We start from the raw sequence: 25121 nt of genomic DNA, 5'->3' as shown, positions 1-25121 counted from the left end.
AGTGCCAGTGAATCAGCAAGTACTAGCGCCTCCATGAGTGCGTCAACTAGCTCATCAGAATCAGCAAGTACTAGCGCCTCCATGAGTGCATCGACAAGTGCGTCAGAATCGGCAAGTACGTCAGCGTCCATGAGTGCCTCAACCAGCGCTAGCGAATCTGCAAGTACAAGTGCTTCCATGAGCGCTTCAACCAGTGCATCAGAATCAGCCAGCACTTCAGCATCGCAAAGTGCTTCAACGAGTGCCAGTGAATCAGCAAGTACTAGCGCCTCACAAAGTGCCTCAACAAGTGCGAGCGAATCGGCAAGTACATCGGCCTCAATGAGCGCATCGACAAGTGCCTCGATGAGTGCCTCAACGAGTGCGAGCGAATCCGCAAGTACCAGTGCCTCGATGAGTGCCTCAACAAGTGCAAGTGAGTCAGCAAGTACGTCAGCATCGATGAGTGCCTCAACCAGCGCCAGTGAATCCGCAAGTACCAGTGCTTCCATGAGTGCATCAACAAGTGCGAGTGAGTCAGCAAGTACCAGTGCCTCCATGAGCGCTTCAACGAGTGCATCAGAGTCCGCAAGTACGTCGGCCTCAATGAGTGCATCGACAAGTGCGAGCGAATCCGCAAGTACCAGTGCGTCGATGAGTGCCTCAACGAGTGCGTCAGAATCAGCAAGTACGTCAGCGTCCATGAGCGCTTCACAAAGTGCCTCAACCAGCGCCTCAGAGTCAGCAAGTACGTCAGCATCGCAAAGCGCCTCAACCAGCGCCAGCGAATCGGCAAGTACGTCGGCTTCCATGAGCGCTTCAACGAGTGCGTCTGAATCCGCAAGTACGTCAGCGTCAATGAGTGCATCAACAAGTGCGAGTGAGTCTGCAAGTACGTCGGCATCAAGCTCAGTTATCACAAGTATGGGAGAACCTGCGATCCACTCCCTTGACAGTGTTGATATTAATAGTGTTATTGTTTCTGATTCGATTAGTGTGTCAGTATCGGCCTCGATTTCTCTATCAGTAAGTGCTTCAACTTCAGCAAGTATCAGTGCGTCACAGAGTGCCTCATCCAGCGCTAGTGAATCGGCAAGTACAAGTGCATCACAAAGTGCATCAACAAGTGCATCAGAATCCGCAAGTACATCAGCGTCACAGAGTGCCTCAACGAGTGCAAGTATCTCTGCATCTCAAAGTGTGTCAATCAGTGCTAGTGATTCATCACCTACGTCTGTAGCTAGTGCTTCAAGCTCTGAAAGTATGTCTCCTAAGGATCATACTGAAGCCAAACAACTTCCGAAGACTGGAGAAACTGAATCGTCGTTAGCTACACTCTTCGGTGCCTTAGCGACGGCAACTGGTCTTGCCTTTCTTGCCAAACGGAAGAAAGATGAAGAAGAGGACGAAGATTATTAGTATTTTAGGATTGTAATAGTCTTTACAATGCTCAGATAAGCACAGTAAAAAACACCTTCATGTTAGATATGCAGTCTAGCTAGGAGGTGTTTTTTGATTTGGAGATGTTGTGAAAGTTTCAAAAACAAACAGCAACAATAAAAAGGAGGTCAGTTAAAGCTGACCTCCTAATTTAGTATTACATTTTACCTAGATGAGCGACGTTGTTGCTCTGTTAGAATGACTTCAAATAACAAGTTTCCAACCAAATTGAACATCAAACGCGAACGCAGATTTTCACGTTTTTTGGGGGCATCATAGACAAAAATCATGTGATCACTGATTTTAGAAAGTAGGTGATTGTCTAAAGTAGTAATAGTTAAGACAGTTGCCCCATGTCTTTTGGCTTGTAAGATACTGTTATTGACATCCTTGCTTTTTCCACCGAGTGAGAAGACGATAATGACGTCTTGAGGTGTCACAATATCTTTAATACGTTCAAACTGAATTGTTCAAAATAATCATTGGTCCAAATGTTGATTAGTTTCAGTTTGCGGTTGAAGTCGGTCATAGGCATGTAACTAGATCCCACGCCGATACAGAAAATACGTCTAGCCTCAAGAATCTTATCTGCAAAGCTTTGGAAATCTTGCTCGGAGAGGATGGATAAGGTATGTTCAAACTCGACGTGGAGTTGTTCTTTGAGTTGTTCAAAGGAGTTGTGTTCTAATTTGGCTTGATTCTTCTTAAGTTCTTTTGATAAACGCAGGTCATAGCGTAGTTCATTATAGGTTTGATAACCTAGTTTCTTACAAGCACGGATAACAGTAGAAGAAGAAATAAAGAGTTCATTGGCAATAGCCTTGAGGGTAATGTTTTCAACCTCTTCTTGACGCATGAGATAATCTATAACTTCCTCTTACAGCTCGTAAGTAGTGAATGGCTTAGATAGTTAGAATTTATTTTCAGTATGAGAAATTATCCTAAAAAAGACATCATCTTTACAGCCTGATATATTGCTTAAGTTAGTGTTTTTAAGTGTTTCAAGAGGAGAAGTCTTAAGAATCTGGTCTTTTTCCATTAGATTCTCTTGGATTAAGGTTAAAAGCAAAAAAGCTTATCAAGAATAATTCTAAATAGCTATAGTTTCCCAATTCTCTTTCCCTCAACGATAAAAAATGAATATTTTATATTTCTAAATGCTCATCAAAAACTAATATTATTAAAACAACAAAAGGACTTTTCTAAAAATTATGAAAAATTATCGAATCTTATTGAAAAAAAGCTTTCAATGATTTAGAATGAAGCTATAAATGGGAAAAAGGAGTCTTTTTATTATGGACAAAAAAGTACATTATAAAATGCACAAAGTTAAGAAACAATGGGTAACCATCGCAGTGACAGGTTTGTCTCTCGGTGCAGTCTCAGCGGTTTCTTTAGGGACTAACGACGGTGTCGTTCAGGCCGATGAACACACGGATGCTACTGTAGCCATCCCCGATATTACTGTTGATACGGGTACTGTATCTAACGATACAACGGCTGCTCAGGATCCAACTACAGCAGTTGCAGCGACAAACGATGTCGCAACTGACCAAGCAACTCCAACAGCAACTTTCGATTTGACAACTGATACAACAAATACAGTTGCAGCGAATGCTGTTGATACGGTAGCGACTGTCGGTACTGATCGTGCGGCAACTACAAACGATACAACAGCAACCAATGATACAGCTGTTGATACAACAAATAACAATACTACAACTGACACAACAACAGTTACTGATCGCGCAGCGACAACTGAACGTCGTGCGACTGGTGCTCGCCGTGGTCCTACAGGAGGCCGTCGTGCTACCCCAGTTAACGGCAATACAAATAATGCCAACAATACTGTCACAGTAGTAAATAACGACCTTCCAGCAACTAATAATGTCGTAACTGATGGTCCAAGCCACATCAAAACTATTAATGGAAAACAATACTACGTTGAAGATGATGGTACTATTCGTAAGAACTATGTTCTTGAACGTATCGGTGGAAGCCAATACTTTAACGCTGAAACTGGTGAATTGTCTAACCAAAAAGAATACCGTTTCGATAAGAACGGTGGAACAGGTTCATCAGCTGACAGCACAAACACAAACGTTACTGTAAATGGTGATAAAAATGCCTTTTACGGTACAACTGATAAAGATATCGAACTTGTTGATGGTTACTTCACTGCCAACACATGGTACCGTCCAAAAGAAATCTTGAAAGATGGTAAAGAGTGGACTGCCTCAACTGAAAATGACAAACGTCCATTGCTTACAGTTTGGTGGCCAAGTAAGGCTATCCAAGCGAGCTACCTCAACTACATGAAGGAGCAAGGTCTCGGTACCAATCAGACCTATACGTCATTCAGCTCACAAACCCAAATGGACCAAGCAGCACTTGAAGTTCAAAAGCGTATTGAAGAACGTATTGCGCGTGAAGGTAACACTGACTGGTTGCGTACAACTATCAAAAATTTCGTGAAGACCCAACCAGGTTGGAATTCAACTTCTGAAAACCTTGATAATAATGACCACTTGCAAGGTGGTGCCCTTCTCTATAACAACGATAGTCGTACAAGCCATGCTAACTCAGATTATCGTCTTTTGAACCGCACACCAACTAGTCAAACAGGTAAACACAATCCTAAGTATACTAAGGATACAAGTAACGGTGGTTTCGAGTTCTTGTTGGCAAATGATATTGACAACTCAAATCCAGCGGTTCAGGCTGAGCAGTTGAACTGGCTCCACTACATCATGAACATCGGTACTATTACTGGTGGTTCTGAAGATGAAAACTTCGATGGTGTTCGTGTCGATGCCGTGGATAATGTCAATGCTGACCTTCTCCAAATTGCTTCAGATTATTTCAAAGCTAAATATGGTGCTGATCAAAGTCAAGATCAAGCCATTAAACACTTGTCTATCTTGGAAGCATGGTCTCACAACGATGCCTATTACAATGAAGACACTAAAGGTGCCCAATTGCCAATGGATGACCCTATGCACTTAGCATTGGTATATTCACTCTTGCGTCCAATTGGTAACCGCTCAGGGGTTGAACCACTCATTTCAAATAGTTTGAATGACCGTTCTGAAAGTGGTAAAAACTCTAAACGCATGGCTAACTACGCCTTTGTTCGTGCTCACGATTCAGAGGTACAATCAATCATTGGTCAAATCATCAAAAATGAAATCAACCCTCAATCAACAGGGAATACCTTCACGCTTGATGAAATGAAGAAAGCCTTTGAAATCTACAACAAAGACATGCGTAGTGCTAACAAGCAATACACACAATATAACATCCCATCAGCATATGCCTTGATGCTTACGCATAAGGACACTGTGCCACGTGTTTACTATGGAGACATGTACACAGATGATGGTCAATATATGGCTCAAAAATCACCATATTATGATGCTATCGAAACCCTCTTGAAAGGCCGTATCCGCTATGCAGCCGGTGGTCAAGATATGAAGGTTAACTACATCGGTTATGGTAATACTAATGGTTGGGATGCTGCAGGTGTCTTGACATCTGTACGTTATGGTACAGGGGCTAACAGTGCTTCTGATACTGGTACGGCAGAGACACGTAACCAAGGTATGGCAGTTATCGTTTCAAACCAACCTGCCCTTCGTTTGACAAGCAACTTGACAATTAACATGGGTGCGGCTCACCGTAACCAAGCTTATCGTCCATTGCTTTTGACAACAAACGATGGTGTGGCTACTTACTTGAATGACAGCGATGCTAACGGTATTATTAAATACACTGATGGCAACGGTAATTTGACATTTAGTGCAAATGAAATTCGTGGTATCCGTAACCCTCAAGTTGATGGTTACCTTGCCGTTTGGGTACCAGTAGGTGCTTCTGAAAATCAAGACGTGCGTGTGGCACCAAGTAAAGAAAAGAACAGCAGTGGTTTGGTTTACGAATCAAATGCTGCCCTTGATTCACAAGTTATCTATGAAGGTTTCTCTAACTTCCAAGACTTCGTTCAAAATCCATCACAATACACTAATAAGAAGATTGCTGAAAATGCAAACCTCTTCAAATCATGGGGTATCACATCATTCGAATTTGCACCACAGTACGTTTCAAGTGATGACGGTAGCTTTCTTGACTCAGTCATCCAAAATGGTTACGCCTTTACAGACCGTTATGATATTGGTATGAGTAAGGACAACAAGTACGGTTCATTGGCTGACTTGAAAGCCGCTCTTAAATCACTCCACGCTGTAGGTATCTCAGCGATTGCTGACTGGGTTCCAGACCAAATCTACAACCTTCCAGGTGACGAAGTGGTTACTGCAACTCGTGTTAATAACTATGGTGAAACTAAAGATGGTGCAATCATCGATCATAGCCTCTACGCTGCTAAAACACGTACCTTTGGTAATGACTACCAAGGTAAATATGGTGGTGCCTTCCTTGATGAATTGAAACGTCTCTACCCACAAATCTTTGACCGTGTTCAAATCTCTACTGGTAAACGTATGACTACTGACGAGAAGATTACACGGTGGTCTGCTAAATACATGAATGGTACTAACATTCTTGACCGCGGCTCAGAGTACGTACTTAAGAATGGCCTCAACGGTTACTACGGTACAAATGGCGGTAAGGTTAGTCTTCCAAAAGTAGTAGGAAGCAACCAATCAACAAATGGAGATAATCAAAATGGTGACGGCAGTGGTAAGTTTGAAAAACGTCTCTTCTCTGTAAGATACCGTTATAACAATGGCCAATATGCTAAGAATGCCTTCATCAAAGATAACGACGGAAATGTTTACTACTTTGATAACTCAGGTCGCATGGCAGTCGGAGAAAAGACTATCGATGGTAAACAATACTTCTTCCTCGCTAATGGTGTGCAATTGCGTGATGGTTATCGTCAAAACCGTAGAGGTCAAGTATTCTACTACGACCAAAACGGTGTCTTGAATGCAAATGGTAAACAAGATCCAAAACCAGATAACAATAATAATGCATCAGGCCGTAACCAATTCGTACAAATTGGTAATAACGTTTGGGCATACTATGATGGTAATGGTAAACGTGTGACAGGTCACCAAAACATCAATGGTCAAGAACTCTTCTTCGACAACAATGGTGTCCAAGTTAAAGGGCGCACTGTTAACGAGAATGGTGCTATCCGTTACTATGATGCTAACTCAGGTGAGATGGCTCGTAACCGATTCGCAGAAATCGAACCAGGTGTTTGGGCTTACTTCAATAATGATGGTACGGCTGTAAAAGGTTCACAAAACATCAATGGTCAAGACCTCTACTTTGATCAAAATGGCCGTCAGGTCAAAGGTGCTTTGGCAAACGTAGATGGCAACCTTCGTTACTATGATGTAAACTCAGGTGAGCTTTACCGTAATCGATTCCACGAAATTGATGGTAGCTGGTATTACTTCGATGGTAATGGTAATGCTGTCAAAGGCATGGTTAATATCAATGGTCAAAACCTCCTCTTTGATAACAATGGTAAACAAATCAAAGGTCATTTGGTTCGCGTGAACGGTGTTGTTCGTTACTTTGATCCAAATTCAGGTGAAATGGCTGTCAACCGTTGGGTTGAAGTGAGTCCAGGATGGTGGGTTTACTTTGACGGTGAAGGCCGAGGTCAAATTTAATCGTTTCTAAACTGTATGAACCGAGACAGTAGTCTCGGTTTTTATGGCATGTTTGGATTTCGTTAAGGATTTGGTGATGACTGAAACTAGTGATTTTAAAACTATTTTGAGTTAGTCATAATAGTCTGACAGTGGTCGTTACATCTGCAATCCCTTGAATAAGTCATCATGCAAAAAAGTTATTAATTATTTACAACTTAATACGTGAAAGTTGAGAAACTAGGGAGTCTCATTAAATGGTTCCAATCTATTGATGAAGCATCAAAGTCATTCTATACTAAAAGCAATGCTAGTTAACTCTTAGCATTTCATAGTTGAGGGCCAGGCACAGACTTTTTCTGTGCCATTCTCTTAGGTTCCTTCCTTATAAACTAAGGTAAGGTTCTAGCCTTTCAAAGATGAGAAGTAGTTGTGATAGTTTATAGTGTATTTCTTAAGAGAGTGTCTTTAGGTAGAAAAAACTCCATTAAAGATTCGTCATTTATCATATCGGTGTAATCTCATTTTGATGTCACTTTCATAAAACATTTGATAGATATTACACATTAAAACGCTATTTTTTCACTTGGGGGTTAAAATGATTAAAGTTCTTACACCTTACTTGTAAAAATTCGATTCTCGTATTATAGTATATATAAGAGATATCAAAAAATTTAATTTTTTGATAAAAGCTTGTTAGCTTCTCTGAGGGAAAATGAAATCTTAATAGAAAAGATTTCCATGAGAACTTGGCAAGTATAGGATTTTATTTCTCATAAAAAGAAGAAAGGGGGAGTATTTTTGAGAGCCTATAGGGAAGATGCGACTGAAGCAGCAGCAAGAACTGCCGAAGAGCATGTCGCACACGGATCAGGGAATACTGATTTAGTTGATACTATAGATCTTTCTAAATTATTGACTAGACCAAAACGTCACTCTGACCACCGTGCCCCCTCTCCATTAGATTTTGCTAGAGCTGATGAAGCTCTCTTTGATAATCATGTTCAATCGGAAACCGTGAGGATCCCATCTAAGCAAGAGATTATTTTTCAAGGAGCGGATTCGCAAACTCCAGATTCTGAAGTCATGGAAAAACATGTCTTTACGGGAACTAGAGATAGGAAGACTGGTTTAATCGAATGGGACAAGGACAGTTATACCTATCCTAAGATACCGGTACCAGTTGTCCAGGGCTATTTCGCTGACCAAAAGGAAGCGGGTTTTAACGTTGTCACACCCTATGTGCCAACGGTAACGGAACATGTGACCTATAGGAAATTGGGACGCATTATCCCTGTGACAGAAGATGGGGAATATATTCCAGGTGCTTTGACTAAGCAGTATAACAATAACAAAAAAGATCCACGAAAGGCGGGTGAGACAGCAACACCAGCTGTTCAAGATTATATGACAGATATTAAAAGTGTAGTACCGAACAAACCAGGAGGGGATACTCCGGTTGTGTATCGTAAAATTTTCAAGAAAGCCAGCATCACTTATATTGATGAAACTACCGGAGCTTACTTGGTTAGTGACCAGTTGACCGGTGAATTGGGTGAAGCGATTGAATACGGAACAGCAACACGTATCAAGACTTTCAAGGACATGGGATATGACTTGATTCAGGACGAATTCCCTAAAGATGCCATTTTTGATGACAAGGATATTGATGATCAAGAGTGGTTTGTCTTCTTGCAACACGATGTTGCCAAGATAGGGCCTGACCATGAACAAGTCCCAGATACTCCAATCAATCCTAATAATCCAGATGGACCAAAGTGGCCATCTAAGTATGCTTACGAGAAAGAAGTAAGCTTCACAGTCTTTTACAAGAGTACCGATGGCAATGCGGATTTGCCGGATGCCGATGTGCAAAAGGCTTATTGGGTCCGTACCCTTACCTTTGACAAGGTTACAGGTGAGCTTGTTGATGAGACAGAATGGTCACCAAACAAGACCAAGTATTATGACATCTATGCACCAGTTGTTTTAGGCTATTTTGCAGATAGAGTAGAAGTTAAAGGTAGAGAGGTTACTGAAGATAACATCGAAGAAACCATTACCTACGTTCCACTTGGTAAGATTATTCCTATTGATGCGAATGGACGCCTGATTCCAAACGTTCCAACGCCAACCTTCAACAACGATGCCAATAACCCAACTAAGGTTAGTGAGACACTTGTTCCTCACATTCCGGGTTACCGTCCAATGCAACAAAGTGTCATGCCTGAGAGCTTGACAGACGATATTCTTGTTGAGTACGCTCCAATCCTTGAAGATGTAACGCAACCAACCTTGCAAACTGTCTTCTTCAAAGGTGCTGGAGAAGCAACACCGTCTGTTAATATTCAGTCTGACTTTACCTTCACTGGTAAATACAACCAAGCAGAAGACACTTACACTTGGGATCAAGACAGCCATACCTATGCTAAGGTTAATGTCCCAGTTATCGAAGGTTACTATGCGGACAAGGCTGTGGCTGGTATGCAGGTTGTTACACCTGATAAACCAGAAGCCACAGACAGTGTTGTCTATAAAGAACTCGGTAAGATTATCCCTGTTGATACCTTTGGTAATCCAATAGCGGATGCAGAGCCAGTTCATTATGCTAATGATCCTCAAGATGCTACGCAAGTTATTGAAACACCAGCACCACAAGTTGCTGGCTACCAAGCTGAAAGTGAATTGGTATTGCCAATTGACCTCAGCATGGACCAAACCTTGGTTTACGAACCAATCTTGGATGATATCACGCAAGATACGAAACAAACGGTTACCTTCCAAGGTGCAGGCTACAAAGATCCAGTTATCAACATTCAAGATAGCTTCAGCTTCCACGGTAAGTTTAACCAAGTGGAACAAACAAGCACTTGGGATCAAGACAGCTTCACTTATGATGTTGTAGAAGTTCCAGTAGTTGAAGGCTTCTATGCAGATAAACGTCAAGCTGGTGGACTTGAAGTTCGACCAGACCTTCCAGAAGTGGAAGATACAGTTACTTACACAGAACTTGGTAAGATTATTCCAGTAGATGAGTATGGTACACCAATCGAAAATGCACCTACTCCAAGCTACAACAACGATCCTGAAGATCCAACCATGGCTATGGAAACAGTCGTTCCAGATGTTCTTGGTTACATTTCTGAAAAGGCCTTTATTACTCCAGAACACCCAGGTCAAGATACCAATGTGGTTTATGCTAAGGATGAGCAAAAAGCTATTATCCTTTACATGAATGAGCTTGATAAGTCAGAATTGACTCGTGATGTTGTTGTCGGAAGCTCAGGTGAGAAGATTGACTACTCTACTGATGAACAAATCGCAAACTTGCTCAAACAAGGTTATGAACTTGTCAACGATGGTTATGCAGAAGCCTTTGACCACACTTACAACGGTGATTCTGACTTTGATCAAGTCTTCGAAGTGGTTCTTCGTGAACGTTTGGTTCTCATCGACCCAGATATGCCAGCACCAGTTGCAGGTGAAGTCGTAGATCCAAACGATGTGAATAGCCCAGTTTGGCCAAATAGCGTAGAGATGCTTGAAAACCGTGCCGATGTGACACGTACCATCCAGTATGTCTTCGAAGAAGGTGGTTTGGCTAGCGACGACTACGTTGAAGTTCTTGATTTCAAACGTTTGGCTAACGTTAACCTTGTGACAGGTGCTATCAATTATGAAGCATGGTCAAGTACTCAAGCTGGCTTCTCAGCTGTTCCTTCACCAGAGGTTGTCGGATTTACACCAGACCGTATAGAAGTCGCTGAAATGACAGATGTTTCTGTGGAAACACCTGAAATCATGGAAGTGGTTACTTACCTCAAGGATGCTCAGAAAGCTACAGTCACTTATGTTGACGGTACAACTCGTAAGAAACTTGAAGTGGTCGACTTGCTTGGTAAATCAGGTGAAGTGATTGACTACTCAACAATCGAACGTATCAAGTACTATAGCGACCGTGGTTATACCCTTCTTGCTGATGGCTTCACAAACGGTGTGATCTTTGATGGCGATTCACATGTTGACCAAAACTTCATGGTTACCCTTCGTCATGGTACCGTTCAAGTAGGTCCAGATAACATCCAAGAAGCTGGTACACCAATCAACCCAGCAAATCCTGATGGTGCTAAATGGCCAGAACGCGAAAGCTACATCAAAGACGTAACCTTCACAGTTCTCTACACATCTAGCGATGGACAAGCAGAACTTCCTGCCAATAACATCCAAACTGCTCAATGGACACGTAGCTTGACTATTGATAAGGTTACAGGTGAAGAGCTTGGTTCAAGCTACTGGACTTCAAATAAAGGTCAGTTTGAAACAGTCATCACTCCGGAAGTAGAAGGCTATAGCGCTGATAAGGACAAGGTTGAAGGTAAGACAGTAGGTCAACGTAACCTTGAGGAAACCGTTGTTTATATCCCGCTTACAGGCGATATTAACGGTAAACCTAAGGAAGACAAGGCAGACAATATCGTTGTTGAAGAAATTGAAGACCTAGAAGTTCTCGACCAAGTCGAAGAGCAAGTGGAAGCTCATGATGGACCAGTCACTTATGGACCAGGCGATGACTTTGAAGCACCTGTTTCAAGTCAAGCCGAGGGTAAAGGCTCTAAACACAAGATGCCAATTAATCTCTCAAATGAGGAAGAAGCAAGCAAAGGTAAGATTGAAGAAACTATCAATATCGCAGGCTTCACCGTATCGGTAACAGGTCTAGGACTTGGTCGCAACGGACGTAAGAAGAAAAATAAAAAAGATCACAAAGATCAAAAGGACAAATAATATAAAGCCCTGAATGACTCAGGCATGCCCAGACAGAAAGAAAATCTCAAGTTGCTTAGTGCACTTGGGATTTTTTTGTGGATTACCTAACTGAGGTCTGTGGAAACTAAGTATTTTAAACGTAAAAGAAGGTGTCGAACATACGCTGCTATTGATAAAAGTGATGATAAAAACTATAATCTAGTTACAAGAGCTATGCACTTAAATGCTCATTCCATTATTGTTAATGACTGGTTTTTCAATTCATGGTCGTTATAAAAAGAGGTACTATGTCTATTTCGTTTACTTATTGTGGTGTTGCATGTGGAGTCATTTCCATTGATAATCAATTTCATATTGGAATTGATCCTGACTTGTCTCCTAAAGGAACATCAGTTCAGTTTAAAGGATTTGTCTCCGAGAAACAAACTGATGTTCATAAGGATGAGTCTCTTCTTAGCAAAGTTGATGTATGGTTAATTACTCATGGGCATCAAGATCATTTGGATGATGTAGGAAGAGATTATCTGAAAGGAAAAAACGTCATTTCTCCTAATAGGAAAATTTTAGATGGGGTGCCATGCTTAAATAATAGTGTTTTAAGATGGGGAGAAGAACAAGCATTTCAAGTCGCTGACTATTGTATCACCATAAAAGCATTACCGGCTCATCATGCCAGTAATTACATCATGCGAAAGATAGTTGGTAAGGTAAATGGCTATCAACTAACAATCACCAGTTCGTCAGAAACTAAAGTCATTTATTTTACCGGTGATACTGTTTTGTACCCAGACTTAACCCAAAATGTCCCTAAAAATATAGATGCTATTTTTGCTAATTTAGGTGCTGTAAAATCAGGTTCATTTGGTGGACCATTTACCATGGATTTAAAAATGTTAAACCGAATGAATGACCTCCTTCAACCTAAAAGGATTTATCCCATTCATATTGATGATTATAGTCATTACAAGACAACTAAAAAAGAAGTTGAAGCAGCAGGCTATAAGGTTTTAGCTGTAGGTGAGACTATCGATATATAATTAAGTCGAATAAAGACTTTACTTACTTTTGTATGGGAGTATCTCTTGTGGTAATATCACTTCTATACTACAATATAGGAGAAGAAGCAAAAAGGAGTATGCCATGCCAACTGAATATGAAAAAATGATTGCAGGTGACTTTTATAAACCAAGCGATCCTGAGTTACGTGCTCTAGCGGTCAGCTCAAGAGAAAAACAATGGGCCTTCAATGCTGAACCTGACCGTCTCAAGAGGGCAGAGATTGTCAAATCTTGGTTTGGTTCGACTGGTGAAAATATTGCCATGAATCCTCAGTTCGTTACGGATTACGGTGTTAATATCCATATCGGTGAAAATTTTTACTCTAACTGGAATTTGACCATGCTGGATATCTGTCCTATCACGATTGGTGACAATGCCATGATTGGCCCTAATTGTCAGTTTTTGACGCCCTTGCATCCGCTTGATCCAACCGAGCGTAATTCAGGCATTGAATATGGTGCTCCAATTACGATCGGTGATAATTTCTGGGCCGGTGGAGGCGTGACCATCCTTCCAGGAGTGACCTTAGGGGATAATGTAGTTGCTGGAGCAGGAGCCGTTGTGACCAAGTCCTTCGGTGACAATGTTGTTCTAGGTGGGAATCCGGCGCGTGTGATTAAGGAAATTCCTGAAAAGAAAGACTAAATATAGCAACTCAAGGATTCTAGGTCCTTGAGTTTTCTATTTTTTGAAAGAATCTATTGACTTGAGCTAATAATTCTTCTATACTGCTAGTTAGCTAACAATATAGTTAAGGAGTCATTTTTTTGGACCATTTTGGACGCTTGTTAAAACAAGCCAATAACAATATGATGCGTCATTTTGACCAGTTTGCTAGGCAATATGATTTGACTGGAAATCAGATGGCTGTCATTGATTTTATAACCAATCATGCGGATCAAGAAGTCTTTCAACGGGACATTGAGTACGAATTTGAGATTCAGCGTTCGACAACGACAGTGCTCTTACAGCGAATGGAGAAGAAAGGCCTAATTGAACGCCACACATCTTCAAAAGATGCTAGGCAAAAGGCGGTCGTTTTAACGGATAAAGCCCTTAATATCGCTTCTGCCTGTCAATCTTATCTTCGAAAAGAGGAAGAAGAGTTTACCCAGCAGTTTTCAGCTAAAGAGAGAGAAGTCTTTCTCAAAATCTTACAACACTACCGCAATATTTAAGTTTATCTAGGAGGAATAAATACTTATGTTAGAAGATAAAATCTCCACCAAGGTCCTGTGTGCCATCTTTGCGACAGGAATCCTTTCATTTTGTGGAGTAGCTGGTGAAACAGCTATGAACATCACCTTTCCCGTATTGATGAAGGCATTTTCAGTCAATACGTCAACCGTACAGTGGGTTACAACCATTTATCTCCTAGTGGTCGCTTGTGTGGTTCCCCTATCTGCCTATCTCAAGCGCTCGTTTAAGATGAAAACCATCTTTCTGGTCGCAAACCTTTTGTCTATTTTAGGTGTCCTCATCGACTTTATAGCGCCTAGTTTCAGCTTTGTTGTTTTGGGACGATTGGTTCAAGGAATGGGTGTTGGTTTTGCCCTACCTCTCATGTTTAACATCATTTTAGAGCAGGTACCAAGTCGTAAGATTGGTCTCATGATGGGAGTTGGAACACTGATTACAGCCGTTGCTCCAGCCATTGGACCAACTGTTGGTGGTCTCTTGACAGCACACTTTGGTTGGCGTTCTATCTTCCTCGTCCAGTTTCCTATTCTCTTGGCTTCACTGATTGCAGGGATTCGCTCAATTGAGCAAAAGAGTGAGGTGCAACGTGAATCTTTAGATATCCTCAGTCTACTGGCTACCATCTTTCTTTTCTTGGGCTTGATTTTAGGCCTTCATGGGGTTGCTGACCATGCTTTCGTTAGTTTCTCAGTTCTTGGTTGGCTTTTGATTGGTATCTTAGGTCTTGTCGTTTTGATTTGGCGTTCAACAACATTGGACAAGCCTATTATCAACCTCTCTATTTTAAAAAATCGTAAACTGACAGGTCATATCATCGCTTTCTTCTCTTTCCAATTGGGATCCCTTGCGATGAGTTTTCTCTTGCCAAACTATGTGCAATTGGTTAACCACTCGAATACAACTTCTGCAGCCTTAATGTTGCTTCCAGGTGCTATTATCGGTGCAGGATTCGCTCCGTTCTCAGGTATTATTTTAGATAAGATGGGGGCTCGTAAACCGATTCTGATTGGGGCAATCCTTATCGTACTCGCTCAGTTGTTATTTAGCTTGTTCGGTCTCTCTCTTTCCAATACGTTGATCCTCGTCTTTTACATGATTTTCATGACGGGGCTTGGCGTTTCCTTTGGTAATGTCATGACCAATGGACAGAAACAACTGTCACTTGATCAACGTGCTGATGCCAATGCCATCTTTAACACGCTCCAACAATTTGCAGGAGCAGTGGGAACAACGTTAGCCTCTCTAATTGTTGCTATGAGTCAAGCTAATCACAAGATTGACTTTGCACAAGCAACGGCTCAAGGTAGTCGAAATGGCTTTATGGTCTTATTTGCTCTAGCCATTTTCCAACTCCTTGTCTTAGTTAGCGTTGTCAAAAAGAATGATTAATAACAAGTTTGAAGCAAAGGAAACATGCTTTCCCTTGCTTTTTCTTTTCTTAAATGAAATACTAATCTTACTGCAAATTTTAGTGTTACTTTAAGATTTATGACTTATAATAACCTTAAAAAATGAAACAGTCTTCGATGAAGATACTAGAAAGAAGGGAAGGACCATGTCTTTACTTAAGAAAATTCATCCTGACCAGCCGCTCAAGGAACTGAGATGGTTTGATATCGGTATTGTTACGCTGATTATGTTTGGTCAGTTTATTGTTCGTTCGACACAGATGTATTTGGCCAGTTTGTCTCCAAGCCTTTCCACAGCAATCAGTGAGACGTCAACAAATACAGCCAGTGAAGGAGCAGCTTACTCAAGCAATTTCACCTTGCAGATTATTCTCCTAGCCTTAGCGATTATTTATCTCTGGATACGCCATTTTGACTTTAAACAACTGCCAATCCGTCTAGAGTGGTCTGTTCTCTTTTGGGTGCCTTTTATTTTTGCTATCATGGGCTTATTTGCTGATATGGTAAGTACTTTGTCAGGACAATATAATTATTTTAGCCCTCAGGTTCTAGCCTTTATTAGCCCTATGGCTGTGATTGATAAGTTTATGACATTGTCACCTATGGCAATTGCTTATGGGTTGCTCAACGGTTTCTACGAGGAATTTTTCTTCCTAGGACTCTTGACCTCGGTTAAGGACAAGTATAAGTGGTTGGTCTTGCTCTTTTCAACCATTGTTCGTGTGTCTTTCCATACCTATCAGGGTATGCTATGGGCTCTGGTTATCGGGGTTGTCTTTGGTCTCCTCTATTATTTCCTTTATAAATATAAGGTTAAAAACTTGCTTCCATTTTTCCTCGTTCATGCCTTAGCAGATATGTTTGGCTCGAGCTTAATATATCTCTTGGTAAACTGGAATTATTAGTCAAATAACTCCCTTCGTTTAAGTACGAGGGGAGTTGTTTTACTCAATTAAGCCAAGAAAAACTCTAAACGACTAGCTAATTGTAATGATTATTAATTAGAGATTGGTTTGATTTTTATTAAAAATATGAGATAATAGATTTGGACTAATTTTAAAACAGCAATTTTAGAGGGAGACAATGATGTCAAAACGACTATTTTCGGATGAGCCGAATGCCCCCAAACCCCTTAAGGAGCTTTTCTGGGAAAATGCAGAAAAAGCTCGTATGGGGGAATTTTGGAAAGATAAAAAGAGTTACAGAGAGCTCTCAGAAGCCACGGGGATTCCGTCAGGAAGCCTTCGGATGCTCTTTATGAACAAGCCTAAGGGAAATATCCCAAAGATTGTAACTATTACTAATGGTCTGGCCAAGGTGACTGGGAAAAACATTACACTTGGAAAGCTCTTAGCTCGAGACAATCAGTATGAAGTTTTTGAGTTTCCAAGAGATCCTGATCAAGTCACCCAAAACTTGTGGCACAATATTCGCAAGAAGCTGGAAATCACGGAAGATATGGATGAGGGAGAAGTCAGAGAACGTATGACAGCATTTGTAGTCTCATCTGGTATGGCTCAAACCAACTATAACCTGATCAATCAAAAAGGAACGGTTTCGCTTGATACTTTAGAAAAATTTTCAAAAAGACTTAGAGTTGAGCCTTATGAATTGTTGGCTACCATCAGACGAAGGGAGATTATTGATAGGGATGACTTCCCTATTCCTAAGGAAAATGTTAGCGACTACCACATCGATATTGGTAAGCTCAATACTTTCATTAAGCTCCAACCCTACTCGCCCAACGGTCAAGAGGTAGCCTCTGCAGACTTAAGCCCACAGAATCTTTATCATTATTATTCAAAGGGAACTATCGGAGATATGCCCATAAAAACGGCCTATAAGTTTAAAAGACTTGTGGATATCTATGAAGCAGAATATGGTCCCCTTGAACCTTCAAGTCGAGTTTTAGATGTCAAGGAACTAGAAAGATTCCTTTATAGTGGTATGATTACTGGTTATGCCATTGCTAAGACAGGGTTGATGAATGCGACCAATGGAAATCTCTATATCAGGGGCAAACGTCCTATCGAATCCATGCAACTGGATCGTGCCTTCGGTCTCTATAAACACCTAAAAAGACTGAAAAAGGACCAATAAATTCTTTACCTAACAAAAAGCCAAAATCAGAATGCTGATTTTGGCTTTTTGTTTGTTTTTTTATCTGTAAGACTAGTAAGAATAATTTTAGTCAATTTTCGGACTTATTTTACAATTGTTTCGCACGTCCATTTTCATCAAAGTGATAAGTCACACCATTGATGGTACGTGTTTGGTTGGTTACGAGCTCACCAGAGTTTTCATCGTAATAACGAGTACCCTTGTAGTCTGTAACGAAATTGCCTTTAATTTGCTTACCTTGATAATCAAAGTAGAGGTGTTGACCATTGATGACTTGATCAAAGATAAGAGCCTTTCCATCGTTACCGAAGTAGTACCAATTACCCTTCCAATTGAAGAATTGATTGGTTACAGCAGCCCCAGTCTCAGCGTCGAAGTAGTAGACAGGATTGTCATAGGGTGAACGGTTATAGTTGAAGAAACTATAAGGTTTCACCAGCTCTCCTTTAACTTGTTCGCCCATTCGGTATTTTGTTGCGACGGGATTACTGAAATAGTAGAGATTACCATCTATTTTGGCAAGTCCTAATACTTTATTTCCTTCATCATCTAGGTAGTACCAGTTACGTCCAGATTTAACAAAACCTCTTTGTCGTACAGCAGCCCCAGTCTCACTATCATAGTATGGTTCGTAACCGTAAGGTCCGAATTCTCCTCTTAAAACTTCCCCATATCCTGTAATAAAATAATCCTTACCGTCAATTTTTTTATAACCAGAACTTATCTTATTATCATCGTCAAGATAGTATAATTTACCACCAGCCTTTATAAATTGCTTACGAGGGGCTTCGTGACGAGCACCAGAGTCTTTATCGTAGTAGTAGCCTTCTGCGATTGCGTCTTTAGCTTGTACTCCATAAGAGTCAAAGTAAACGTGCACCCCATCAATGGTTTGTTCACCTTTAAGGATATTCCCCTCCGCATTAGCGTAGTACCAGTTTCCATTGTGGTTAAAGTATTGACCTTTTACAAGAGCTCCAGAATTTTTATCATAGTACTTAACTGGGCTAGTATAGGAGTTTGCTTTAACCGCATGCCCATTACTATCGGTAAATTCTCCTTTAATTTGATTGCCATAATATGGATCAAAGTGAACCTGTACCCCGTCGATGGTTTGATCGCCTTTAAGGATTTTTCCTTCTCCATTAAGATAGTACCAGTTATCGTTGATGTAAACGTAGCGATTGGTACCAAGGTCTATTTTAGCACCAGAATCTTTGTCGTAGAAGTAGCCGTCATTACCAAAGACACCTTTGGCTTGTTTACCATCATAAGGGTCAAAGTATACAGGAACATTGTTAATGGTTTGAGAACCTTTAAGCCGTTTACCGTCATTGCCTACGTAGTACCAGTCTTTGTCGACTTGGACATAACTATTGATTACGAGAGCACCAGTAGTACTGTTATAATATTTTTTGTTACTTGCGAAATTTCCCTTAACCTGAGCGCCAGTTTTTTCGTCAAAGAAGTATTCAATGTTGTCGATGACGGTCGCTCCTTTAATAGCCTTACTATCTGCTCCAATGAAGTAGGTCTTGTCATTAACGGTAACGAAACGATTAGTAACTAGATTTCCAGAGTCTTTATCGTGAAATTGATTTTTATAGTCAAAATCTCCTTTAACTTGTTTACCTCCATATTCAAAATAAACGTGAGCTCCATCAATAATGTGTTCACCGGTTAAAATTTTTCCATCGTTACCGACATAGTACCAATTGTCTCTGATTTGCACATAACGATTGGCACCAAGATCAACACGATTACCGTCCTGATCGTAAAAGTAACCATCATCGCCAAAATTGTCGAAAACTTGGCATCCCTCGTATTTATCAAAGTAGACTTGTTTACCATCAATTGTTTGAGGACCAGTTAACCGAACTCCTTGGTCGTTAACATAATAACGTTCATTTCTATGTCTGTAGGGGTTGTAGGCGATGATATATTGGTTAGTAGCTAGAGCACCAGTATCTTTATCATAATAGCGTTCATTATTGTCAGTACTATCTTTAACAAAATAGCCCTTAACTTGAACACCTCCTTGGTCGAAGTAAACCTTAACGCCATCGATGGTTTGTGGTCCCTTTAAAATAGCACCATCATTTCCAGCATAGTACCATTCCCCGTTTAATTCGAAATAGCAATTTGTTCCGAAATCCACTTGTTTTCCGTTTTCGTCGTAATAACGGTTATCAGAAGCAAATCTACCCTTAACTTGTTCACCATACTGATCAAAATAATACCACGCTCCATTAATTTCCTTGGGTCCGATTACTTTATTGCCATTTTCATCTAGGTAATAGGTGCTACTGTAACTATCAACGAATTTATTAGTAACAAGAGCACCAGAATCTTTGTCATAATAGTGACCGTCCCAGGTAAATTCCCCTTTAACCTGAACACCACCTTGATCGAAGTAAACCTTAACGCCATCAACAGTTTGTGGTCCAGTCAGGTCTTTACCGCTAGCATCCTTATAATGCCAGTATCCATACTTATCGCTGTAGTAATAACCACCAGTGACGTTTGTTTCCTTGTTCGAAGTTTCGTTAACTGAAGCTGTCTCACTGGCAGCTCGGTCTGTAGATACAGCTTCGCGTGTTTGGCCAGAGGCTGATTCTGAAGGAGCTTGGCTTTCACTTACAGTTGTTGAAGCTGTTTCACTGGTAGTTTCAGAGCTTGCAACAGAAGTTGTGGCTTGTTCTGAGTCATTTGTAGTGCTTTCAGTGCTAGCAACTTTTTCAGTAGTAGCAGGAGCTTCAACAACCTTAGTTTCTACGAGGTCTGCTGTGGTTTCTACATTGGCAGTGGTAGCAGCAGTCACATCAAGGTTTGATGCGTTGTCAGCTTTAGCTTCTTCAGCGAAGGCAGGCTTTGCGATGAAGGCAAAACCTGCAAGAGCAGTTGCACATGAGAATGCAATCAGACGTTTTTTGGACCTAGGTCCAGTAAAATTAGAATGTACTTTCATACTTTTTCCTCCTTTTTCCTAAGTCTTATTATAGCGCTATTTTAGAGACTTTCAAGGAAATATAAGAAATTTAGACAAAAATAAGAAAACGATTACATTATAAAGTGACTAACAAGGTAAATGTCACAATTTTAGTAGTCATAAGAGTTTAAAAAAATCCAGGACTTGAGTCCTGAATTTTAGGAGATTATGAAAAAGAAAAGTTTTAGGATGATTATAGTATATAGAGGAGATCCTAAAGTTTTCTTAAAGTAAGGGATACCTTAAACTTTAGTCGCATTACCATTTTCATCAAAATGATAAGTTACACCTTTGATAGTACGTGTTTGGTTGGTGACGAGTTCACCAGAGTTTTCATCGTAGTAGTGACCATCTGGTGCAAAAGCGCCTTTAACTTGTCTACCATGATTTGTATCGAAGTAAAGTTTTTGCCCATTAATTTGAACGGCACCGGTAGCTGCTGTACCATCGCCGTAGAAATAGTGCCAAGCTCCTTCCGTAAAGACAAAGCGGTTTTTGGCAGCCTTACCAAATTGATCGAAGTAGTAGATCTTACCATCAATGTAATTAATGCTGTCTTGCCACATGTCACCTAGTTGGGTGTATTTATAGGCACCTCCTTGACGGAAGTAATATAAGTCACCATTGATTTCATGAAGTCCAAGGACTTTTTCACCTTTCTCGTCAAGATAGTAAGTTAAGCCTCTGTTATCTTTGACAAACCCAGCTTTGGTTACTTTGCGACCATTATCTTTATCGTAGTAGTACTCAGGCATATATACGCCATCTCGACCAAAATCACCTTTGGCTTGTACCCCTCGATAGTTGAAGAAGACATCTTGTCCATCGATATTTCGAGGTCCCTTGACTGGTTTACCATCTTTACCTACATAAAACCAATTACCCATGAAGTCAATATAACGATTGGTTACAAGGTTTCCTGAATTAACATCGTAGAATGCGTATAAATCACCGTAAGAATTACCATAAGCCCCTTTGACCTGTTGACCGTTGTCACGGAAGAACACTTTTTGTCCATTGATAATTTGAGCTCCAGTAAGGTTGTCTCCATTTGCGTTTTTATAATACCAGTTTCCGTTATCATCACTATAATAACCATTTGGGTTAGGAGCATCCGTACCGACACCATTTTCATCAAATCGATAGGTCATACCATTAATTGTTAGAGTGGTGTTAGTGACGCGTGCTCCAGAATTAGGATCATAGTAGCGAAGAATACCATTGTCGAGAACAAGCTCTCCTTTAGCCTGACGACCATTGGCATAGAGGTAAACGATTTGACCATCTATATTGGCTTCACCATTCTGAGGACGAATAGCATTTCCATCTTCACCATAGTAGTACCAGCCATCATTTTCTTGGACATAGCGGTTTTTAACGGCTTGACCAGTAACTGAGTCAAAATAATAGCGACGTGTAATATTAATAGGAGTACCATAACCGTAAGAACGTGGTGAATTTTGACCTTCTTCTAGTAAAATACTGATTCCCTTTTGTAGGACGCCGGTATCAACAGGAGAGGCAGCTTCACGTGCTTTGAAATAGTAGATGTTACCATCAATTTCACGTATTCCTGTAAATTTAGAACCATCGTTCTTGATGTAGAAAGTTTGGCCTTTTTTATTCTGAACTAGACCTTCTTTTCGGACCCTTGCACCAGAGTTAGGGTCGTAATAGAAGGTTTGATCTGGATAACTATAAGATTCTCCACTAAAGTCACCTTTGATTTGAATACCATCATTATTAAAATAAACTTCTTGACCATTGATAGTTTGTTCGCCTGTTAGTGGTCGTCCAGTAGCATCTAAATAATACCAATTGCCCTTGTATTCTAGGTAACGATTGGTTTGAAGTTGACCAGAATTATCATCGAAATAACGACGTAGATCACCAGACCAATAGAAATCTGGCCCTTTAATTTGTTTACCATCTTCGCGGAAAGAGACACGTACACCATCAATGGTTTGGTCTCCAGTAAGGTTTTTACCGCTGGCATCTTTATAGTACCAGTTGCCTTGGTCATCACTATAGTACTGACCACCAGTGACGTTTGTTTCATTAGGTACTGAAGCAGTTTCACTGGCAGCTCGGTCTGTAGTTACAGCTTCTCGTGTTTGGCCTGTGGCCGATTTTGCAGGTGCTTGGCTTTCGCTTGCAGTTGTTAAAGCCATTTCACTTGCAGTTTCAGAGCTTGTAGCAGAAGTTGTAGCTTGTTCTGAAACATTTGTGGTACTTTCAGTGCTAGTTACATTTTCAGTAGTAGGAGGAGCTTCAACAACCTTTGTTTCTACGAGGTCTGCTATAGTTTCCACATTGGCAGTGGTAGCAGCAGTCACATCAAGGTTTGATGAGTTTTCAGCTTTAGCTTCCTCAGCGAAGGCAGGTCTTGCTATGAGGGCAAAACCTGCAAGGGCAGTTGCACATGAGAATGCGATCAGACGTTTTTTGGACTTTTGTCCAGTAAAATTAGAATGTACTTTCATACTTTTTCCTCCATTTCCTAAGTTCTATTATAGCGCTATTTTAGAGAGTTTCAAGAAAAAATAAGAAATTTAGATAAAAATAAGAAAACGATTACATAAAAAGAGAGTGAATGGCAAATGTCATAATTTTAGCAGTCACAAGAGTTTAAAAAACAAAAAAATCCAGGGCATAGGCCCTGAATTTAGGAGATTATGAAAAAGAAAAGTTTTAGGATGGTTATAGTATATAAATTAAATCCTAAAGTTTTCTTAAAGTGGTAGAAATATTTTGTCTTTCCTTTTTAATTCACTTTCTCAGTAGCCACACCATTTTCATCGATGATATAAGTCTTGCCGTCTTTTTCGAGAGTGGTATTCGTCCACATAGCCCCACTGTCTTTGTCAAAGTAGTAAGTTTTACCATCAATCTCTACTAGGCTACCTTTGACTTGCTTACCATTTTTATCAAAGTAGAGTTGAACACCATCAATGGTTTGACGGCCTGTTAGGAGTTTGCCCTCTTTGTCGTAGTAGTACCAGTTCCAGAAATCATCACGAACAAATTGGTTTTTAGCCGTAAATTCAGTCACAACTCCCTCATTATCAATTGTGTAGGTCTTATCATCGACTTTCAAAGTGTCGTTAGTAAGGATAATAGTGGTGTACATACCAGCATATCTTTCTGTTCGATATGATTTTGTTAGACGATAGCGCTTGCCATCGATTTCTTTCCATGTAGGTTTATCAACACTTTTTACCTCAGGTTGGAAGTAGTGCAGTTGACCATCAGAGCCTCGTTGGATGCCCTCGAGGAGGACACCGTTTTTATCAGTTCCATAGATTCCAGAGAAACTAGGCCCGCCCCAAAATGTTTTTTTTGAAAAAAGGGCTCCAAAATAGTTTTTTTCTATTTTACTATCTGTGACTAGATAAAGTTTGCTGTCATAACCTATGATACCATCAACAACTTGACCCTTTGAAGCAAAGATATATTCTTTTCCATCGATAATTTGTTTACCAGTTAAGACTTCGCCGTTAGCATTGGTACGGTAGGTAGAAGTGTTTGCATGGAACATTGAAGGAGTTTCAACAATGCCATATTTGTTCTTGACCAATTGTCCTTGGTAATCAAAAAGATAAATCTTCCCATCAATTGTGACAGTATCATTTTTAGCCAAAAGTCCATCAGGTTTGAAATAATAACGTTTACTGTCAATGGTATGCCATCCAATAAATGCAGCACCATCTTCGCCTAAGTAATTAGTATAAGTTGTATATTGAGGTTCTGTCCTATAGCCATTGAAAATTGAAGTGTGATGCCACTGATTCGTTAATAGAGAACCATCATTCTCATCGAATCGATAGTATTTTCCACCAATCTCTCGTTCTTGTCCTTTGACTTGTTTGCCATCTTTATCAAAATAAAGGATGACACCATCAACATTTTGCCAACCAGTCAATTTTTCACCGTTGGCAGTGTAGTAATACCAATCTTTTTGGTTGTCAGATTGGAAATGACCACCCGTCACGACCTGAGTAGGTAGTTGTGTTTTTTCGGTTAGGATGCCATCAGCATCTGCTAGATAGGTTTTACCGTCTACTTCAATGCTTGTATCAGTTACCTTACGCCCATTATCTTTATCGTAGTAGTAATCCTTACCATCAATGGTAATCTTTTCACCCTTTGCTTGGATCCCATTGTCATGGAAGTAGAGGTTAAAGTTATCGATGGTTTGTGGGCCCGTTAGTTTGTGGCCGTCACTGTCTAGGTAATACCAGTTGCCTTGGTCATCAGAAGTAAATTTTCCACCTTGTGAAGGTGCTTCCTGTGAAGTAGTTGCGTTGTCGCTTGTTTCGGATGAGGTTTCAACACTTCTATCGGTTGTAGTTGTTTTACCAGATTGAACGGATTCAACCCTCTTATCAGTTTCACTGGCAGGCTGTTTAGCAGTTGCTTCTGCAGGCTGACTAGTCGCATTAGTATATGCAGTGTCAGAAGATACTGCTTCACTAGAAGCTTTCTCAACAGTAGTGCTTGCTGGAGCTACTTCGGTTCTTGTAATGAGGCTAG

The 25121-nt window shown here is 40.5% G+C and carries 15 protein-coding genes; 9 read left to right on the top strand and 6 right to left on the bottom strand.

Annotation, left to right across the window (positions count from 1 at the left end; all coding sequences use genetic code 11):
- On the bottom strand, window positions 1-791 hold a 791-nt coding region (locus HMPREF2877_RS11355; protein ID WP_305366764.1), incomplete at its 3' end, for a hypothetical protein.
- Here HMPREF2877_RS11355 and HMPREF2877_RS11350 point away from each other — a divergent pair.
- The gene (locus tag HMPREF2877_RS11350; RefSeq protein ID WP_305366763.1) at window positions 790-1398 is read left to right on the top strand and encodes an LPXTG cell wall anchor domain-containing protein; all 609 of its coding nucleotides are present in this window, start codon (window positions 790-792) and stop codon (window positions 1396-1398) included. The two genes, HMPREF2877_RS11355 and HMPREF2877_RS11350, sit on opposite strands and share 2 nt — an antisense overlap.
- Window positions 1399-1583: 185 nt before the next feature.
- On the opposite strand, the gene HMPREF2877_RS11255 is transcribed toward HMPREF2877_RS11350, so the two are convergent.
- Together HMPREF2877_RS11255 and HMPREF2877_RS11250 are read right to left on the bottom strand one after the other, a co-directional pair.
- Window positions 1584-1859 carry an SIS domain-containing protein gene (locus HMPREF2877_RS11255; RefSeq protein WP_235289667.1) on the bottom strand — a complete coding sequence of 92 codons (276 nt, stop codon included), beginning with the start codon at window positions 1857-1859 and terminating at the stop codon, window positions 1584-1586.
- The gene (locus tag HMPREF2877_RS11250; RefSeq protein WP_235289669.1) at window positions 1856-2275 is read right to left on the bottom strand and encodes a MurR/RpiR family transcriptional regulator; all 420 of its coding nucleotides are present in this window, start codon (window positions 2273-2275) and stop codon (window positions 1856-1858) included. Before HMPREF2877_RS11250 ends, HMPREF2877_RS11255 begins: the two co-directional genes overlap by 4 nt.
- Window positions 2276-2714: 439 nt before the next feature.
- Between HMPREF2877_RS11250 and HMPREF2877_RS06005 the strand changes: the two genes are divergently transcribed.
- The 8 genes from HMPREF2877_RS06005 to HMPREF2877_RS05970 all read left to right on the top strand — a co-directional run bounded on the left by HMPREF2877_RS06005 (window position 2715) and on the right by HMPREF2877_RS05970 (window position 17578).
- The gene (locus HMPREF2877_RS06005; protein WP_080936864.1) at window positions 2715-7064 is read left to right on the top strand and encodes a glycoside hydrolase family 70 protein; all 4350 of its coding nucleotides are present in this window, start codon (window positions 2715-2717) and stop codon (window positions 7062-7064) included.
- 780 nt (window positions 7065-7844) lie between these two features.
- On the top strand, window positions 7845-11828 hold the full coding sequence (locus HMPREF2877_RS06000) for a mucin-binding protein (RefSeq protein WP_070579151.1): 3984 nt from the start codon (window positions 7845-7847) through the stop codon (window positions 11826-11828).
- A 269-nt stretch (window positions 11829-12097) separates the two neighbouring features.
- Complete coding sequence (locus HMPREF2877_RS05995) at window positions 12098-12847, top strand: MBL fold metallo-hydrolase (protein WP_014632876.1); 750 nt, start codon at window positions 12098-12100, stop codon at window positions 12845-12847.
- A 103-nt stretch (window positions 12848-12950) separates the two neighbouring features.
- The gene (locus HMPREF2877_RS05990) at window positions 12951-13514 is read left to right on the top strand and encodes a sugar O-acetyltransferase (protein ID WP_070579148.1); all 564 of its coding nucleotides are present in this window, start codon (window positions 12951-12953) and stop codon (window positions 13512-13514) included.
- 122 nt (window positions 13515-13636) lie between these two features.
- The gene (locus tag HMPREF2877_RS05985; protein WP_014632878.1) at window positions 13637-14047 is read left to right on the top strand and encodes a MarR family winged helix-turn-helix transcriptional regulator; all 411 of its coding nucleotides are present in this window, start codon (window positions 13637-13639) and stop codon (window positions 14045-14047) included.
- Between the two features lie 25 nt (window positions 14048-14072).
- Window positions 14073-15458: an MFS transporter gene (locus tag HMPREF2877_RS05980; protein WP_070579144.1), complete on the top strand. Its 1386-nt coding sequence runs from the start codon at window positions 14073-14075 to the stop codon at window positions 15456-15458.
- Between the two features lie 166 nt (window positions 15459-15624).
- Entirely contained in the window at window positions 15625-16383 is a 759-nt protein-coding gene (locus HMPREF2877_RS05975; protein ID WP_014632880.1) for a CPBP family intramembrane glutamic endopeptidase, read from the top strand.
- Between the two features lie 181 nt (window positions 16384-16564).
- A complete protein-coding gene (locus HMPREF2877_RS05970; protein ID WP_045002055.1) occupies window positions 16565-17578 on the top strand; it encodes a hypothetical protein in 1014 nt (337 codons plus the stop codon).
- Between the two features lie 109 nt (window positions 17579-17687).
- Here the strand turns inward: HMPREF2877_RS05970 and HMPREF2877_RS05965 are convergent, their stop codons facing one another.
- The 3 genes from HMPREF2877_RS05965 to HMPREF2877_RS05955 all read right to left on the bottom strand — a co-directional run.
- Entirely contained in the window at window positions 17688-20567 is a 2880-nt protein-coding gene (locus tag HMPREF2877_RS05965; RefSeq protein ID WP_070579141.1) for a glucosyl transferase, read from the bottom strand.
- Window positions 20568-20830: 263 nt separating this feature from the next.
- Window positions 20831-23071, bottom strand: coding sequence for a glucosyl transferase (locus HMPREF2877_RS05960; RefSeq protein WP_070579138.1), 2241 nt, complete (start codon window positions 23069-23071; stop codon window positions 20831-20833).
- Between the two features lie 281 nt (window positions 23072-23352).
- Window positions 23353-25121, bottom strand: a 1769-nt coding sequence (locus HMPREF2877_RS05955) for a glucosyl transferase (protein ID WP_070579135.1), incomplete at its 5' end; no start/stop codon positions are given.

Source organism: Streptococcus sp. HMSC072D03 (assembly GCF_001812855.1).
GTDB classification, from domain to species: domain Bacteria; phylum Bacillota; class Bacilli; order Lactobacillales; family Streptococcaceae; genus Streptococcus; species Streptococcus salivarius_D.
The sequence above is the reverse complement of the archived record's forward strand: the minus strand, read 5'-3'. Positions and strand labels throughout refer to the sequence as shown.